The organism is Carboxylicivirga linearis (assembly GCF_018271995.1).
Taxonomy (GTDB): domain Bacteria; phylum Bacteroidota; class Bacteroidia; order Bacteroidales; family Marinilabiliaceae; genus Carboxylicivirga; species Carboxylicivirga linearis.
The window spans coordinates 436,276-452,495 of the sequence record NZ_JAGUCO010000002.1; the positions used below are offsets into that span (position 1 = coordinate 436,276).

Sequence of the window (16,220 nt, forward strand, 5' to 3'; positions counted from 1 at the left end):
TTAAGAATAGCCATATTAATTTTAGCAATCAACAATAATTTATTAGATATTAATAATAATACCAAGATAGTCCCATTAATAAAATAGATCGTAAAAAATTAAAATCGTTAGATGTATTTAAAATTTAGAAACATGACTTTAGTAACTAGGAATGAGTATCTATAAATAGATGAAGATTAGACAAAATAGAAAGACACATAAAAGCTTTAGCATCATTTCTAACAGAAACTCAAAAACAGAACTTTAAACACAAAAAAGCCCGCTTCCAAATGGAAACAGGCTCAATAAAACAAGCGTTTGTTTATATTTCTTATCTATAAATTAAGTGACACTTTAGCCCGAATACCAAAATTAGGAACATTTAACTTCGACTGCGGAGTAACTCGCCAGACAGCTTCTATACGAATCAATCGAAGAATATTTTCAAAACCGGCACCAACCTCCAGATAAGGTTGATCTACCCCTGAAACATTAGCGGGAATAGTAATCCCATCATACTGCTTATCACTTAAGCTTCCTATCATTGATTTTGCCGATAAAACTTCTCTTAATCCCATGCTTCGAAGCAAAGGCATTCGATTAACCACAAACCCATTTAAATGATATTCAAAATAGGCGTGCACATATCTATCATGCGCAAACTCAAGGTAATTAAGCATATTAAAGTCGTACAAATAGTACCCAAAGGTTTCGTTTCCCCTGGGTAATTCCAGCAAGGTAAAAGGCACGCGACCAAAAATCATCCCTGCCTCAAAAGCATACTTAAAAAAAGTCTGCCCCATAAAAACACGATGCTTAAAGGTTGTGTGTATTTTTGAATAAACATCATTCTGCCCAAGATACCGCGCCTGTCCTGCCGTAAAAGCAACATGTATTATTGGATAATCGGTAGATACATACAGACGCATAAATTCATCATCAATCACCTTTTCTTTAAACGAAAACCGAAAATCAAGAGTAGATTCATATATATTAACATGCTTCACTTGACTGCCTTTATATTCAAAAGGATAATATTCAGGTGAGTACTGAGATTTATAGCCCACATTTAGTTGTGTTGTGAAACCCGTTCGCCATTCATGCTCATAACTAACATCCACTTCTTTCTGACGCAATAATTCATCAAATGGATCGCGCACAAAAAAAGCTGATACTAAATTATTCTCAGATGGAGTCAGCATATTTTCATACAGATACAATATCTTTCGGTTTTCACCCATCCGTATATATCTATCATCATAATATGCTTCTAACACCCTACGCTTTGGATGCTTAAATTTATATCCCCCTCCCAGTAATCCAGACATCTTTTCGGTTTGAAGACCATAACCCAATCCTCCCCACAACATCCAGTTTGTACTGATTTCCTTGCTAGTACGAGCTCCTGCAAACAAACGCACGCCTTCCACTTTATTAAACTGTAGAAAATTCATATATGGCCCCAACTCAAACTTACCAAGATCATAATAGCCAGTCATCATCATGCGGGCAGTATTATCCAATATTTTAATTAAAGGAATCTCATTTATTGAATCGATAGAGGCATAAATTTGCTTATCAATATCAGTCAAGGGAACATGACGGGCTTTATCCCAATACAATGAATCCCGAGAGTATGATCCATCAAGTTTAACAGACTCATAGCTCAAATTTCGTGCACTAAGCTTAACCTCTTCTTTCGGACTTAAATCAACATTGGTAAAGGATGAATACTCGTTAAACTCTAATTCCATACGATTGGTCTGCCCGGGTATTTCAAAAGGCAGATAATCGAAGGTTGCAAACACTTTTTGGTCTTTATAAAAAGGTTGATTATCACTTACTTTTTCATAAGAAACATTCACCTGCATTTCTTTCAAAAAGTTCATATTTGTTTTTGAGGATAATGCGGCATCTATACTTATAATTGAGAAGTCTTTATCATCAACAATCATATGTCCTCTAAACACTTTGTCGTGTTTTCGCCGGGGAGTAAATAAAATTTGATAATGCTTATATCCCTCATGCTGTATACTATCTACCAGATAATATTTATAATAAAACCAACCATTGGAAGCCGCCGGACTTACAAAACTTTCTTCAAATACCTTTATATAATTGTCGTAAAAATTGTATTGATTATTGAGTCCCGCTGTATATCCACCCACTTCATAATCGCCTAAAACACCAAGACCTTGAGTATTATCAGCAACTATCACAGACTTCTGTCTTAAAGGTTTATTCTGAAACTGATTATGCACAATCTGCTCAGAAAGATATACGGGCAAATATTTTGTGCCATCAAAAGCAGTTTTGAAATAAGATTTGTAATTTTTAAAAGGTCCTGAATACATTAAAGCACTATCAACATTTGCCAGGTGATACTCCCACTTGGTGTATTTCTCATAGGAATAATAAGGATGTTTATCCGGATTATTGATTGGTTTGGCTTCAACCATTTTCTTTAAAATATACCTCACCCAACTATCGTCTGGTTTTACAGCCACTTCACCTAAATTAATTTCATCGGGATTAAGAAATACCTCAAATGGCGTTTTGATTTTACTTACCTTAATTTCTTTTTTATGATATCCTACTGAAGAAAATACAATTGTATCATTGTATGAACGCAGCTGAAGCTTAAAATAACCGATTGAATCAGTTATTGTACCTAAAGTAGTGCCTTTAAGGTAAACATTAACCATAGGAATAGTGGCGTCTGTTTTAGAATCAATAACTAAACCTTCGACCTCTTGCTGCCCATGCATTGCAAATCCATTACACAATATCAAAAACAACAGGCTTATGAAACGACAACTTCTCAATATTTGGGTATTTAGGTTAATGAAATTCATTAGTTACTTTTTACCTACTGGCAAAACTTAAATTAGTTACAATATTAGTTAAACTCCCTCAACTTTGTTACACATAATGTAACAAAACAACTAATTTGAAGTATGAATCGAAATATTGCAATAGTCTAACAAGAAAAAGCTAATTTCGGGCTAAAATAAAAACAGCTAGTAATGATTCCAACGCTTATTGAAATTGATAAAGACCTACTGATGTTTCTCAATAGTCATTTCTCTACCTATTGGGATAATTTCTTTTGGATGTTTACCAGTAAAGAAGTTTGGATACCCCTTTACCTAAGCATAGCCTATGTTCTGTTTAAAAATCATGGAATTAAAGGCCTTGTAACCTTGTTGTTTTTCGGATTACTTGTTGCTCTCTGCGATCAGATATCAACCAATGTTTTTAAGGAAGGTTTTGAACGTTTGCGACCTTCACACGATGAAGAGTTGAAATACCTTGTTCATTTAATTAATGGTAAACGGGGAGGTTCATACGGATTTGTATCGTCACACGCAACTAATTCCTTTGGCTTGGCAATGCTAAGCTCACTTTTATTCCGTAATAAGGCTTATACCTTTATTATTTTTGCTTGGGCAGCAATAAACTCCTACTCTCGAATATATATGGGAGTTCATTTTCCCGGCGACATTATTGGAGGTTGTCTTTTGGGTATTATCCTGGCTCGTATCGTTTACGAAATATATTTGCGGGTTATCACACGTTTTATTGTTATTTCGCATCATAACAAACGCTTGTTAAAATCAGGTTTAGCTGAGAGTTTCGGAAAGGACTCACGCATTATCTTCTACACTATTATAGTTATGACAGGCACACTGTTATTAGCTGCCAAAGTGATGCTAAAATTAGTTGCTTAGTCGTTCTCTTAGGTGTGAAAACACATTATTATCGATTAATTCTCCACGTAATCCTTCAACTCTCTTTTGCAGGCTCTAAGGTTACGAGGTTTCACCGGAAGAATTTCTCTATCTAAGGCTTTTTTGTATAAATCGTTACACATTACAATTCCCTTATTTAGCAATGCAGTCTTTTCTTTTCGGGTAATAGATGATAAGCAAGTAATTGGATGCAGATTCTCCATTTCTATCCATTGCTTGAGGCTTGCTTTAGCAGGATAATCCCAGGCAAGCAGATTCAGACCATAATCAGAACCAAATTTTTCGGCATCCTCGGTAAATCGGGTATTGGTAATAATCCAACCTTCGGCATTTATATTTTTAAGTTGATGATCGTATGAACGGGCTCTATTGATATCATCAAAACGAGAGCGAATATACATCGGCACTTTTACATCAGACTTGGTTCCCTGATAGTTATGAAATTTGCATTCGACAAAAATATGCTTGTGCTCATTTTTTGCAAAAACATCTATCTCATGACGGACACTGTAACCATTCACCAATTTACCCACTTCAACATCAAAACCTCGCGCCTTAAATAATTCCCCAACAAAATGTTCGAATGGATAACCCGACGGTCCCAATTGACCTACAGCCTGCTTTAATCTATAATTAACGGCAATTTTGGTTTCTTGTTTTCGAAGTATTTCGTATGCCTTGTTATATATTACTTTTGTTGAAATACCATCATGCATAATCATACCAACAGCCGTTAAAATAGTCTCGGCTATTTCATCTGATGCTCCGGATCTTTTCAAAGAAGAAAGTAGCTTTTCACTTTCAAAATAAACTTTATCACCCGATGCCTTTTCTATTAAAAAATCATTTAAACGTTTAGTATGCATAATTATTTCAATTTGCTTAAAGATAGTAAAAGAGTTAATTGAAAAACTACCTCTACAATTTTTTCATGTTTAACTTTTAAAATGTTTGAATAAACAAAATGAGATTCATCCTGTTTTTCTGAAAAGAATAAATTCATATAAATAATTCATCAATGGCATTTTATCAATTTAGAAGACAGCAACTCGTTCACACTAAACAGGAGACATTATGGAACTTTATATCTTCACCCGAGAACTTGAGCAAAATCACACCGGAACATATGAACTTTCATATAACCACACCCGATCTACCGAATAAAATGTATAAAGGAATGATAATTGCCTATCGTCTTCGATTGTTTTCTGCATTTAAAGCAACCTGGGTAACTGAAATAAGCAATATTGAAGAGGGTAAATATTTTGTAGATACTCAGTTAATTGGCCCATATAAACTTTGGCACCATCAACATATACTTACCCCCACAGATAATGGTATTTTAATGACTGATATAGTGAGTTACGCTCCACCTTTAGGTATATTCGGTATAGTTGCCAATCACCTGTTTATCAAGCAGCAATTAAACAACATCTTCATTTACAGAGAAAAGGCTTTAAATAACTTATTTAAATAGCTACCATACAAAAAGCATCACTACACCAGCTACTGCTATAAAGGACCCTATTATTTCCATAATAGTTACCTTTTCTTTAAATAATACAACTGCGGGTGCAATAATTAAAACCGGCACAATTGCCATAATAGTTGAAGCTACACCTGTTGTGGTATATTTAATTGCCCACAATGATAATGACACTCCTAAAAAAGGTCCAAAGAAAGCACCAATAGATATGCGAGCCATGGCGGCTCCATACCTAACAGCTTTTATTACTTTAGGCCAATGTCCGGTAAAAATAAATATAAAAGAAAAGCCAATTACGCCGGTAATCACACGGATCATAGTTGCCGGAACCGGATCATAATCACCCATCCCCAACTTACTTAAAACCAATCCCAATCCTTGCCCGGTAGCGCCACCAAAAGCCAGTAATATACCTTTAACCGAATATTTTATCTGAATCCTCTTGCCTTTAACCGGCCTACCTAAAATAACCAGTGATATTCCAAAAATGGTAACCACCATACCTAATATGTTACCTAAAGTGAGTTGTTCTCCCAAAATGATCCATCCAAACAAGGCAGCCAAAGGAGGAGCTAATGCCATTATAAGCATTGATATGCGTGCCCCGATAACAACAAAAGCCTGAAATAAAAGCAAATCACCAACAACAAATCCAACCAAACCACTAATCGAAAGCCAAACCCATTGAGAAGTTGTTGCACCTTCTGGAAAGAAATATCCGAAACGAATAAAAGACAGACTGCCTAGCAAGAATATTGCCATTACCAATCGAATCAGATTTACTGACATAGATCCGACTTTTTTCCCGGCCGATTCAAAGGCCAGTGAAGTAAAAGTCCAGCATACCGCAGTTAGTAAAGCAGCCACTTCACCTTTGTGCGAAAGAAAGATTTGTTCCATGCCGCAAAGTAAGCACTTTACTCACAACCAAAATCGTACTTCAGCTGTTTTTTAACAGCTGCTTAACAAGTTTTTATTTAACCATCAGATAGAAACCTATCTAAAATGTATACTTTTGAACAAAAATCATGAATTAACAATTTAAACCCATGTCTCGTAAGCAAATAATCAATACTTTATCTATTCTAAGTTTTGTAACCCTAGGCATTTTGGTCTTTTTTATATTTAAAAGTATGAAACAACCACCTAAAGTTGCCTTACCGCAAAAAGCAATTAGAGGAATTCATACTATAACCGCAAATTACAAAGACTTACCCGGTACTATTGAAACATCAGGAAGAATAACTGCTTTTGATGAAATTATTATTAGTAGTGAAGTAAGCGGTCGCTTAGCCAAAGGTGATAAATTATTTAAAAATGGTGCTTCCTTTCAAAAAGGGGAACTGATTGTGGTTGTAAAAAACGAAGAGTTTATTTTTCAATTACAGGCATCTCGAAGTCAGTTTATGCAGAACGTTGCAGCGAGTCTGGCTGATATAAAGATTGATTTTCCTGAATCGTACGATAAATGGTTTTCTTTTTTTGAAAAGATTCATTCCCACCAGAACCTTCCTTCATTACCTGAAATTACCAACTCAAAAGAGCGGGTATTTTTAGCCGCTAAAAGCATTTTAAATGATTATTATACCATTCAGAGTAATGAAGCACGATTAATGAAACATTATATTCGTGCCCCTTTTAATGGCACACTTAAGCTGGTTAACCTCGAAGTGGGCTCTGCAATTAATCCAGGCACTCAATTGGCTACTTTTACGCGTACTGATTTATTTGAACTGGAAGTGCCGATTGCCTCAGAAAACATTGACATTATTAAACCTGGCATGAAGGTGCAAATAAAGAACAAAAAGGGAGAATTATTTTGGACCGGAACAGTTAATCGCATTGCTGAAGTTATGAATGCGGCTACTCAATCTGTTAGTGTCTATATTTCTATTCCCAGCACATTTGATCACCCTTTGTACGATGGTATGTACCTATCTGCTCATATCGAAGGTAAAGCAATTAATCAGGTAATTGGCATTCCCCGAGATGCTATCTTTAACGGCAACTATGTTCATGTGTTGGAGGCAAAAAAACTGAAAGCTAAAGCCATTGAAAAAGTATTTTACAATAACGAAACGGTATATATTAAAGGTATTCCCGAAGGCTCAGAAGTAGTTACTGAACCCATCATGGGAATAACTGATTACCTCGAATTTGAATCCATCAAATAAAGTTCTGTTACAACATGAGAAAGTTAGTTGAATCGTTTGTAAAGTACCCTTTCTATGCCAACCTTGTTGTGGTGGTTTTAGTTTTAGCTGGTGGAATAAGTTTCTTTTCGATGAGTAAATCCTTTTTCCCCGAAAGAGAATCTAAGATGATATACGTTACGGTAGCGTATCCAGGAGCCTCACCCATTGAAATGGAGGAAGGAATAACATCCAGAATAGAAGAAGCCATTCGAGGAATTGCCGGCATCAAAGAAATAACTTCCACCTCTTCAGAAAATTCAGCGCGTGTTACTATCGAAACCACGGGCAAATTTGATATTGATGAAACTTTAACCGAAGTAAAAAATGCCGTGGACGGTATCACCAGTATGCCGATAGATGCTGAACGTCCAATTGTTTATAAGCAACGCACTACTACGCCTGCTATGCGATTGGGACTGTCCGGCAACATGGAACTGATGAAATTGAAGAAGCTGGCTTATCAAATTGAAGATGATTTTCTGGCTTCCGGATTGATGAGTCAGATTACCATTAGCGGAATACCAGCCACCGAAATAGCTATTGAAATTTCAGAGGAAAACCTCATACGTTACGGTATAACACTGGAAGAAGTAAGTACCACTGTTGCCCGAACAAACCGTGATGTCTCAAGCGGAATGCTGAAGAATGATCAGCGAATGATTTATATTCGATCGCGTAACAGAACCGTGAATACAGAAATTATAGGTAATACGGTTATAAAGGCAAGACAAGATGGAAGTCTGGTGCGCATTAGAGATGTTGGCGAAGTTAAAACACAGTTCGAAGATGTTCCTAACAAATCATACTTAAACGGCAAGCCGGCTATCAGCATAATGGTAAGTAAGCTAATCACTGAAGATTTACAGGATATTTCAGAGTACATCAACCAATATGCTAAAGAATTTAACGAGCTATATCCCAATGCCAAGATATCTGTATCTTTTGACTTTATGGGAATGCTAAATTCCCGTATCTCCCTATTATATCAAAACGGATTTATGGGGTTAATACTTGTTGTTATTGTTCTGGCATTATTCCTTAGTTTCCGATTGTCACTGTGGGTTGCCTGGGGAATACCCGCTTCCTTTTTGGCAATGTTTGTCGCAGCCAACTTATACGGTATCACCATTAATATGATTTCGTTGTTCGGGATGATATTAGTTATTGGTATCATAGTAGATGATGGAATTGTAATAGCCGAAAATATCTTTAGCCATTTCGAAAAAGGCAAGACTCCCATGAAAGCAGCAATTGATGGAACCATGGAAGTATTGCCGGCGGTAACCACATCTGTTACTACCACTATCCTGGCCTTTGTTCCTTTATTTTTACTGGAAGGAAACATGGAGTTTTTATTCGAGATGGCCTTTGTAGTAGTTTTCAGCCTTGGTTTTTCGCTGATTGAAGCCTTTTTTGTCTTACCGGCTCATATTGGAACACCTCATATTTTAAAGCGAACTACCAATCATGTAAGTTTTGGAAATAAAGTAAGAAACCGACTTGAAAAATTCGTTGCCTTTTTAAGAGACCGATTATATGGTCGCTTTCTGTCATTTATTCTTAAATGGCGGTTCCCCGCATTGGCTTTTCCGGTATTTGCCATTTTATTGACTGCAGGTTTATTTGCTGGTGAGTTAATTAAGTACACCTTTTTTCCAAGTATTCCGCCGGATGATTTTGATATTAATGTAGCATTTACTCCTGGTGAAGGAGAAAAACAGACTTTTGATGCACTGCAATATTTCGAAAAGGTTGCTTGGGAAGTTAACGAAGATTTGAAAAAAGAATATAACGATACTTCAGACTTTATCATCTACACTTATTTAAATACAGGTTCATCGTTCAGTGGTCAGGAAAGAGGAACACATGCCGGACATGTTTCGGTAAATCTAAAAAATTTGGAAAAAAGCCCTATTTCAAGCTTTGATATCGCTAGTCGGGTACGTAAAAAAATTGGCACTGTGCCAGGTGCTGATAAGTTTACCGTTGCAGGTCGCAATCGTTGGGGAAGTCCTATTGAAATAAGTTTATTAGGTAGTAATCAGGAAGCTTTGGAAAAAGCTACCAATAACCTAAAGAGTGAGCTTAAAAAGATATCGGAATTAACCGAAGTTGTGGATGATAATGCTTTAGGTGCGCAAGAGATAAAAATAAAATTAAAACCCAAAGCCTATTTTCTGGGATTAACTGATTTTATGATTCTTAATCAAGTAAGAAGTAGTTTCTTTGGAGCGCAGGCTCAACGTCTACAGCAAGGAAAAGATGAAATCAGAGTCTGGGTGCGTTATCCACCCGAAGACCGGGAAGATTTTAGTCAATTAGAAAGACTAAAGATTGTTACTGCCCAAGGAGAGTTTCCATTAAAAGAATTGGTAGATTACGAAATAACTCGCGGACCGGTAAGTATTAACCGTTTCAATGGTAAGAAAGATATTCGTGTATCTGCCGATCTGGTTAATCCTACAACCCCTGTTCCACCTATTCAGGCTTATATTACGGACAGTATTATGCCAGATATTTTGGCTCATTCGCCAGGTGTAAGTTTTATGTATCAGGGACAGCAAAAGAATGCACAGGAAAACATGAAGTCAATGCGTTCTTTCTTTTTACCGGCATTTGCCTTGATCATTATCATCATCATGATCCATTTTAAGTCTGCCGGTCAAGGTCTGATTATTGTATCCATGGTACCTATGGGATTTATTGGTGCAGCATGGGGACACTTACTTCATGGCCTGCCGGTTTCGATGTTAAGTGTTTGGGGAATGGTAGCTCTATCTGGTGTTATTGTAAATGACGCAGTCGTATTCCTCTCGAAATACAATATACTGATCAGAGAAGGTTACAAAGTGCGCAATGCTATTTTTGAAGCGGGATTATCGCGTTTCAGACCAATAGTACTAACAACACTTACCACAACCATTGGTTTATACCCAATCATATTAGAAACAAGTCGTCAGGCACAATTCCTAATTCCAATGGCTGTAGCGTTAGCATACGGAGTATTTTTTGGTACGTTCTTTATTCTAACGGTATTTCCTATAACCATATTTGCACTTAACGATGTACTGCGCACCTTCAGATGGATAAAAACAGGTGTTTGGCCAACACGAGAAGAAGTGGAGCCTGCAACAATTTATCACAAACGAGATTTGCAATTACATCCTGATATGCAAGAACAGACTAATTAAAAAAATAATGAAAAAACAGATCATATACATCTTCACACTCATTTTACTAAGCGCTTATTCTCAAAGAGGATATAGCCAGGAAGAAATGACATTGAATGATGCCATCATAACAGGACTTGCCAATAATTTTGATATTCAGATAGGCGAAATGAATTATAAAATTGCTCAGGTACAAAATTCCTGGGGTAATGCAGGCAAGTGGCCATCCATTTCTCTTTCATTGGGAATGAATAACTCATTAAACGATCGTTTTAACGAAACGAATCAAACCGGTTACTTTTCCGGTTCATTGCAAGCCAACTGGGTGTTATTCGATGGCTTCGCTGTTAACATCAGAAAAAGCCGTTTGGAATATTTGGAACGTATAAGCGGAGGCAATGCAGCTGTTTTAGTTGAAAACACCATTCAGGCAATAATTTTAGGATTTAACAACGTTCTATTAGAACAGGAACGTAGAGAGGTATTAGAATCGGTGATGAACTTGTCGAAAGATCGTTATGATTACATTCAGCACAAAGCCGATTTAGGAGCAGGATCAACCTATGAAGTATCTCAGGCTAAAGGCGACTGGCTAACGGACAGAGCTAATTATTTGAATCAAGACATGACACTTCAATCAACCAAAAGACAGTTAACGTACCTTTTAGCTTTAGCACCCGAATCAGAGATTGAGATAACAGGCAGCTTAACACCTGACTTGATGGAATATGAGTTGGCGGCACTGATAGATAAAATGACAACTGAGAATCGCACATTGCAGAATCAATACCTTAACTTATCAGTTTTAGATAAAGCTCTTCAGCTTGAAAAATCGGCTCGTTACCCAACGTTGTCGTTTAGCACCGGTATTTCAAGCAACTATTACCCCGATGGTTTAAATACCAATGATAATATTGCAGCTTTTAGCGGCACCTATTCTACCTTTGCTAACCTGTCGCTTAGTTATAATTTATTTAACGGCAATCAGGTAAATAGAAATATTGAAATTGCAGAAATACAGGAGCAAATTGGCGAAGTTCAATTGGCAGATATGAAATCTCAATTAACTATTCAGCTACACGATTTTTTTGCTCTATACAATGTAAGAAAAGAGTTATATGAATTACAAACCGAGAATCTGGAGACTGCACAGTTAAATATGGATCTTTCAACAGAGAAGTATCGTAATGGCGCAATTTCATCATTCGATTTTCGCAATGCTCAACGCACCTATCTCGAAACAGCTATCAGGCAGATACAATCAGTTTATAACTTAATTGAAACCAATACTAACTTAATTAGAATTACAGGAGGTATTATTGCAGAATTTGGAGAATAGTTATAGATTTACTTCTGTAACTATCATCCAATTAGAATGAAAGGCATTTCATTTGAAATACATAAAGCTAAAAACAATCAGCAATTATTGGAGTATTTAAGCGGACTTAGCAATACAACAAAGAAACGCTTTGGCCCTCATTCATTCGAAATTAAAACAATCAATAATTTAGCTGCTAATCCTGGTTTCAGACTATATACAGCCTTTTATAGAAGAAAAATAATTGCCTATGCCATCATCAAAATTGGTTGGCTCGATCACGAAAAACCTCGTTTGATGAAATATGGTATTGTAGAAAATTACCATGATATAACATTAGCTCCTTCCGTTGCAGATGAACACCAGAATAAAGGTATAGGTACTCATTTCCTGCAGTTTATTCTGGACGACATTGATAGTTTAATGCCACCCGGTAACATTTATTTATGGGGTGGTGTTCAGAAAAATAATAAAAGAGCAGTGCATTTTTATCAGAAAATGGGCTTTACTATTTTAGGTGAGTTTAAAACTTCTTCAACCTACTTGGATATGAACTTAAATAGAAGAGATCGCCCACCCATAGAGGACACTTCTTTGACATTGCATAAATTGGAACAATAGTTAATAGAATCGTGAATTCTATTTACATTTTAAATCAATCTACTCAAAGATTTTCTTGCAGATTTACGATAAAATCAGCGAGTTCTTTGTTGCTAGCATATAAAATACCCGAACGATTCATAAAAACAGAATCTTTACGGTTTAAATCCAGTTTTTTTCCTTTACTATCACTTACAATACAATTAGTTTTACTTCCAATTGCAACAGTTGCCGCATAATCCCAAACGCTTCCTCCTCCTTTGCTGGGCTTTGGATATTTAAAATAACAGGCATTGATATGTTGAATTACATTAATAGCATTCACAACAGCACCTGCTCCACTTATCACCTTAAATCGCTTTAAACCTATTCTTTTTGCATATTCATCCAGTTTATGAAAGATTCTATTATATTTTGGATGACGTAAAAAGCTTTTATCGCAGTACATTACCAATTCGTTGGCACCTTCTTCTGATACAGGAAATTCAGTATCTTCTGAAGATATCAGGGTTTTACTAAAAGGCATATAAATAACTCCTAATACAGGATTACCTTGTTTTGATATTAATGAAATAGAAACAGCATATCCGGGATACATTTCCGTAAAAGCCAAAGTGCCATCGAGCGGATCTACACACCAGAAATAATCCTTTTCAAACCGACTGCCATCATCCTCTGATTCTTCACCTAACCAGCCCAAATCATACTCAGCAATAGTCGGTGTCAGTTTATTAAATATAATTTCCTGAGATTTCAAATCAGTTTCTGTCAGTACTTGTGAAGCCAAACTGTGTCCGCTCTTATCATCCAGCCTCTTTTGAGAATGAATCATACTCTGAATAACACTTCCGGCTTCAACAGCAGCTTCTTTTGCTATATTATTTAACTTCTGAAGATCTTTCTTATCTAATTCCATTACAATGTCACTCCTAATTCTTTGATTACTTTACGGGCCATTTTTTCACTATAGCTATTCAACTTCCAATGATCAGGACTCCAACCTTTTAAGAAACGATGAAAATCAGTCCAGGCATATGGATACAAGTCTCTCCACTCCTGTTCAAGATCATCCATATCAACTTCTATATTTAATTTAGCAACAGCTTCACGTAATTGTTTAAAGTAGTATTTCAATAATGGTTGTTCATATTTTTTACACTCCTCTTCGTAAATACAGCTTCCAATAAAATAAGCTACATCTTTCATACCACAACCACCACCAACATACTGAAAATCAACAGCAGCTACTTGATCCCCATCAGAGAAACAAAAGTTAGCCAACTTGGCATCGCCATGCACAAATGTAAGATATTGACATTCATTTAATTTTTGATCCACAAGAGGAGCCGCTTCTTTCAGCAAAGGATCGTCCATCACTTCCAATTCATCCGGACGAGTGGCGAGATGCCAGTAGGTTCCAACATCCCATAACTCAACAGGCTTTTTATGTAAAAAGGTTGCATGAAAATAAGCCAGCCAACTCAGACAAGATTCCATATCCTTTATACTAACAGAATGCTTGCGCACAGGAAAACCAGAAGCATCCAGATCTTCTAATACGATCAACACTTCATTTTCGAGTTCTTCCTGAAAAAGACATTTGGGCACCCTACAGTCATTAGTACAATTATGGCTATATTGTTTATACCAATGAGTTTCTACTTCATAGGATTTTACTTTTCGCTGATGTGAAAAATCAGTATTCCAACCTCTGGGATGATTGGCTGAATCGGGCAGTTTTACATGCTTAACAATTATGCTCTTCTCTTTTCCTCCATCTACTTTATAGCGTACTATCTCGCCATATCCACTCCACAAATTTTGTATTACCTCTAGTCTGGTAATATTTTCTGCACCTATATTTTTTGCAATTTTATGCTCTAAGAGTTTATTCATAATAAAACCTGTGAACTACAAATATAAACACAATACTCTGATTGTTTTCTGTCAGAAGTCACAACTTTCTGTAGAATTTCGTTAAGAAACTTAAACAATATTGTATTTTCTTACAAGATCTGAAACGATAATTTGATTTTAAAACTACACCACCCCTTACTCAATAGCTTAAAAATGTTTTAAAAAAGTACCTTATTAGGGATTTGTCTTTTATTTCTAATTTTACTGTAGGCTAATGATATAAACACGCTTACCACTGCTATCACCGCATAGGATACCCAATAAGGTAAAAGAGTAACTCCGAAAACTAAACCTATAATTACACCTGTTATAATCATACTTATAATCATTCTACCCGTATACCCACCTTTTTTTAACATATCACGATGCACAGAAAAAGGTAAAGGTTGTTTTTGCAATGTTATTCCAAAAACAGTCCACAATACAGTTAGTAAAGCTCCTGCCACAATATAAATAGCTTCCTGTATTCCCCAAACATAAAAAGTAAAACAGATTAAGAATAAATATATCGGGGTAAAAAATTTAAAAATAATAAGCTTTAAAGCCCCTGAATGTATATGGTTCGTATTTTTAGGTTTTGCTATTTTATATATCCATGATGCTTCTGGGGAATCAGTATAAGGAAGTATACTTGCAGAAACAACACACATAAAGCCAATAAAAATAAAAGCCAGATACTTTTTAGATTCCGCAATCTCCTGCCAAAAATTATTTAAATTTTTAAAATCAGGCATAAGCATCACAACCGAAAGTATTATGGCGTATGCAATCATTGGATAAACCTGTTGCTTAAATTTCCGGTCTCTCTTTGTAACATTATTTGCAAAATTCCAACCTTGACGTTCCATTGAAGAAACACAGACTATTTTACTCCACCATTCTAAAAAGCCTTTACTCTCCCCTTCAATTCTTTTCGTTTTTTTATTTTTTGTGTTAACCTCACTATGCTGACTTAACACAACATCAAAACCATTAGCTAATAAGCGAACCACCACAAATGCTCCGAAAATTGATGCAACTATGGCTGTTAATGCCAGTATTACACCACTCAATTGCATTCCACTAATAAATAAATCAGTAAAACCCGCAAACCAAACGGGTGGAATAAGATAAACCCACCAATGCATTTCTAATGACATATTTCCTACACCCTCAATATCAAATATTCGGGGTAATATCTGATAACCGCCTAAAATGATAACTGTTAATCCAATTTGGAAATAATTGATAATATCTTTGAATCGTTCTCCATTTACTAATTGAGCCATTGACATATAAAAACCAACTACTACTAATAAAGTAAACAGGGAAGCAAGAAAAACACCTATCAGAAATGGAAAAAATGCGATTCCAAATTTTATAAGAATAAAGATAGAAGCAGGCAAACTCAATGAATAGGTTATTATTGAGATATACGTCATAATATGTGCCAACCTTGTAAATAAAAGAGTTCGGGAAGAAATCGGTCGCGGCAATAATATGTAATTCTCATTCTCGTCGAATAGTACAGAGGTAAATTCCACTAACATTGTAGAACCTGTCATCACCATAATCATTGCGAATAGAATAGAAAACGAAACCTTAGGATCTTGTACTGCAAATAACAAGGGTAACATTACCAATCCAACTACTCCATACATTAAAATCTGTTTCCCAAACGTTTGCTTCTTTCCGCCTGCTTGCATTCCACTGGGTGTTCTACGAAAATCCATTTTCATTTTCATCGAATACAAAGAATAAAAATGCTCTGCATTCACCCCCAGTAATTTTAGGAATGGTGTAACAATTAACTTTTTAATCATT

Annotated in this window: 12 protein-coding genes; 6 read left to right on the top strand and 6 right to left on the bottom strand. The window is 35.9% G+C overall.

Features of this window, described 5'->3' with window-relative positions:
• Window positions 1–314 precede the first annotated feature (314 nt).
• Window positions 315–2,834: a DUF5686 and carboxypeptidase-like regulatory domain-containing protein gene (locus KEM10_RS05110; RefSeq protein WP_212214318.1), complete on the bottom strand. Its 2,520-nt coding sequence runs from the start codon at window positions 2,832–2,834 to the stop codon at window positions 315–317.
• A gap of 171 nt (window positions 2,835–3,005) precedes the next feature.
• Between KEM10_RS05110 and KEM10_RS05115 the strand changes: the two genes are divergently transcribed.
• Complete coding sequence (locus KEM10_RS05115) at window positions 3,006–3,710, top strand: phosphatase PAP2 family protein (RefSeq protein ID WP_244825564.1); 705 nt, start codon at window positions 3,006–3,008, stop codon at window positions 3,708–3,710.
• A 35-nt stretch (window positions 3,711–3,745) separates the two neighbouring features.
• On the opposite strand, the gene KEM10_RS05120 is transcribed toward KEM10_RS05115, so the two are convergent.
• Window positions 3,746–4,597, bottom strand: a complete 852-nt coding sequence (locus tag KEM10_RS05120) for a restriction endonuclease (RefSeq protein ID WP_212214320.1) — start codon at window positions 4,595–4,597, stop codon at window positions 3,746–3,748.
• A gap of 152 nt (window positions 4,598–4,749) precedes the next feature.
• Between KEM10_RS05120 and KEM10_RS05125 the strand changes: the two genes are divergently transcribed.
• On the top strand, window positions 4,750–5,208 hold the full coding sequence (locus KEM10_RS05125; RefSeq protein WP_212214322.1) for an SRPBCC family protein: 459 nt from the start codon (window positions 4,750–4,752) through the stop codon (window positions 5,206–5,208).
• Here the strand turns inward: KEM10_RS05125 and KEM10_RS05130 are convergent, their stop codons facing one another.
• Window positions 5,209–6,117, bottom strand: a complete 909-nt coding sequence (locus KEM10_RS05130) for a DMT family transporter (RefSeq protein WP_212214324.1) — start codon at window positions 6,115–6,117, stop codon at window positions 5,209–5,211. It abuts the gene before it with no gap.
• 233 nt (window positions 6,118–6,350) lie between these two features.
• Here KEM10_RS05130 and KEM10_RS05135 point away from each other — a divergent pair, with 233 nt between their 5' ends.
• From KEM10_RS05135 to KEM10_RS05150, 4 genes are read left to right on the top strand one after another with little or no spacing between them, the layout of a single operon-like run.
• Window positions 6,351–7,391, top strand: coding sequence for an efflux RND transporter periplasmic adaptor subunit (locus tag KEM10_RS05135; RefSeq protein WP_212214327.1), 1,041 nt, complete (start codon window positions 6,351–6,353; stop codon window positions 7,389–7,391).
• A 14-nt stretch (window positions 7,392–7,405) separates the two neighbouring features.
• Window positions 7,406–10,603 (top strand): efflux RND transporter permease subunit, encoded by a 3,198-nt coding sequence (locus tag KEM10_RS05140; protein ID WP_212214330.1) that lies wholly within the window; start codon window positions 7,406–7,408, stop codon window positions 10,601–10,603.
• A gap of 7 nt (window positions 10,604–10,610) precedes the next feature.
• Entirely contained in the window at window positions 10,611–11,921 is a 1,311-nt protein-coding gene (locus KEM10_RS05145; RefSeq protein ID WP_212214333.1) for a TolC family protein, read from the top strand.
• A gap of 36 nt (window positions 11,922–11,957) precedes the next feature.
• Window positions 11,958–12,521 carry a GNAT family N-acetyltransferase gene (locus tag KEM10_RS05150; RefSeq protein WP_212214336.1) on the top strand — a complete coding sequence of 188 codons (564 nt, stop codon included), beginning with the start codon at window positions 11,958–11,960 and terminating at the stop codon, window positions 12,519–12,521.
• A gap of 43 nt (window positions 12,522–12,564) precedes the next feature.
• On the opposite strand, the gene KEM10_RS05155 is transcribed toward KEM10_RS05150, so the two are convergent.
• From KEM10_RS05155 to KEM10_RS05165, 3 genes are all read right to left on the bottom strand, one after another.
• Window positions 12,565–13,416, bottom strand: a complete 852-nt coding sequence (locus KEM10_RS05155; protein ID WP_212214339.1) for an inositol monophosphatase family protein — start codon at window positions 13,414–13,416, stop codon at window positions 12,565–12,567.
• Window positions 13,416–14,396, bottom strand: coding sequence for an oxidoreductase family protein (locus KEM10_RS05160; protein ID WP_212214342.1), 981 nt, complete (start codon window positions 14,394–14,396; stop codon window positions 13,416–13,418). Before KEM10_RS05160 ends, KEM10_RS05155 begins: the two co-directional genes overlap by 1 nt.
• Window positions 14,397–14,575: 179 nt before the next feature.
• On the bottom strand, window positions 14,576–16,219 hold the full coding sequence (locus KEM10_RS05165; RefSeq protein WP_212214345.1) for a hypothetical protein: 1,644 nt from the start codon (window positions 16,217–16,219) through the stop codon (window positions 14,576–14,578).
• Between the last annotated feature and the right edge of the window lies 1 nt (window position 16,220).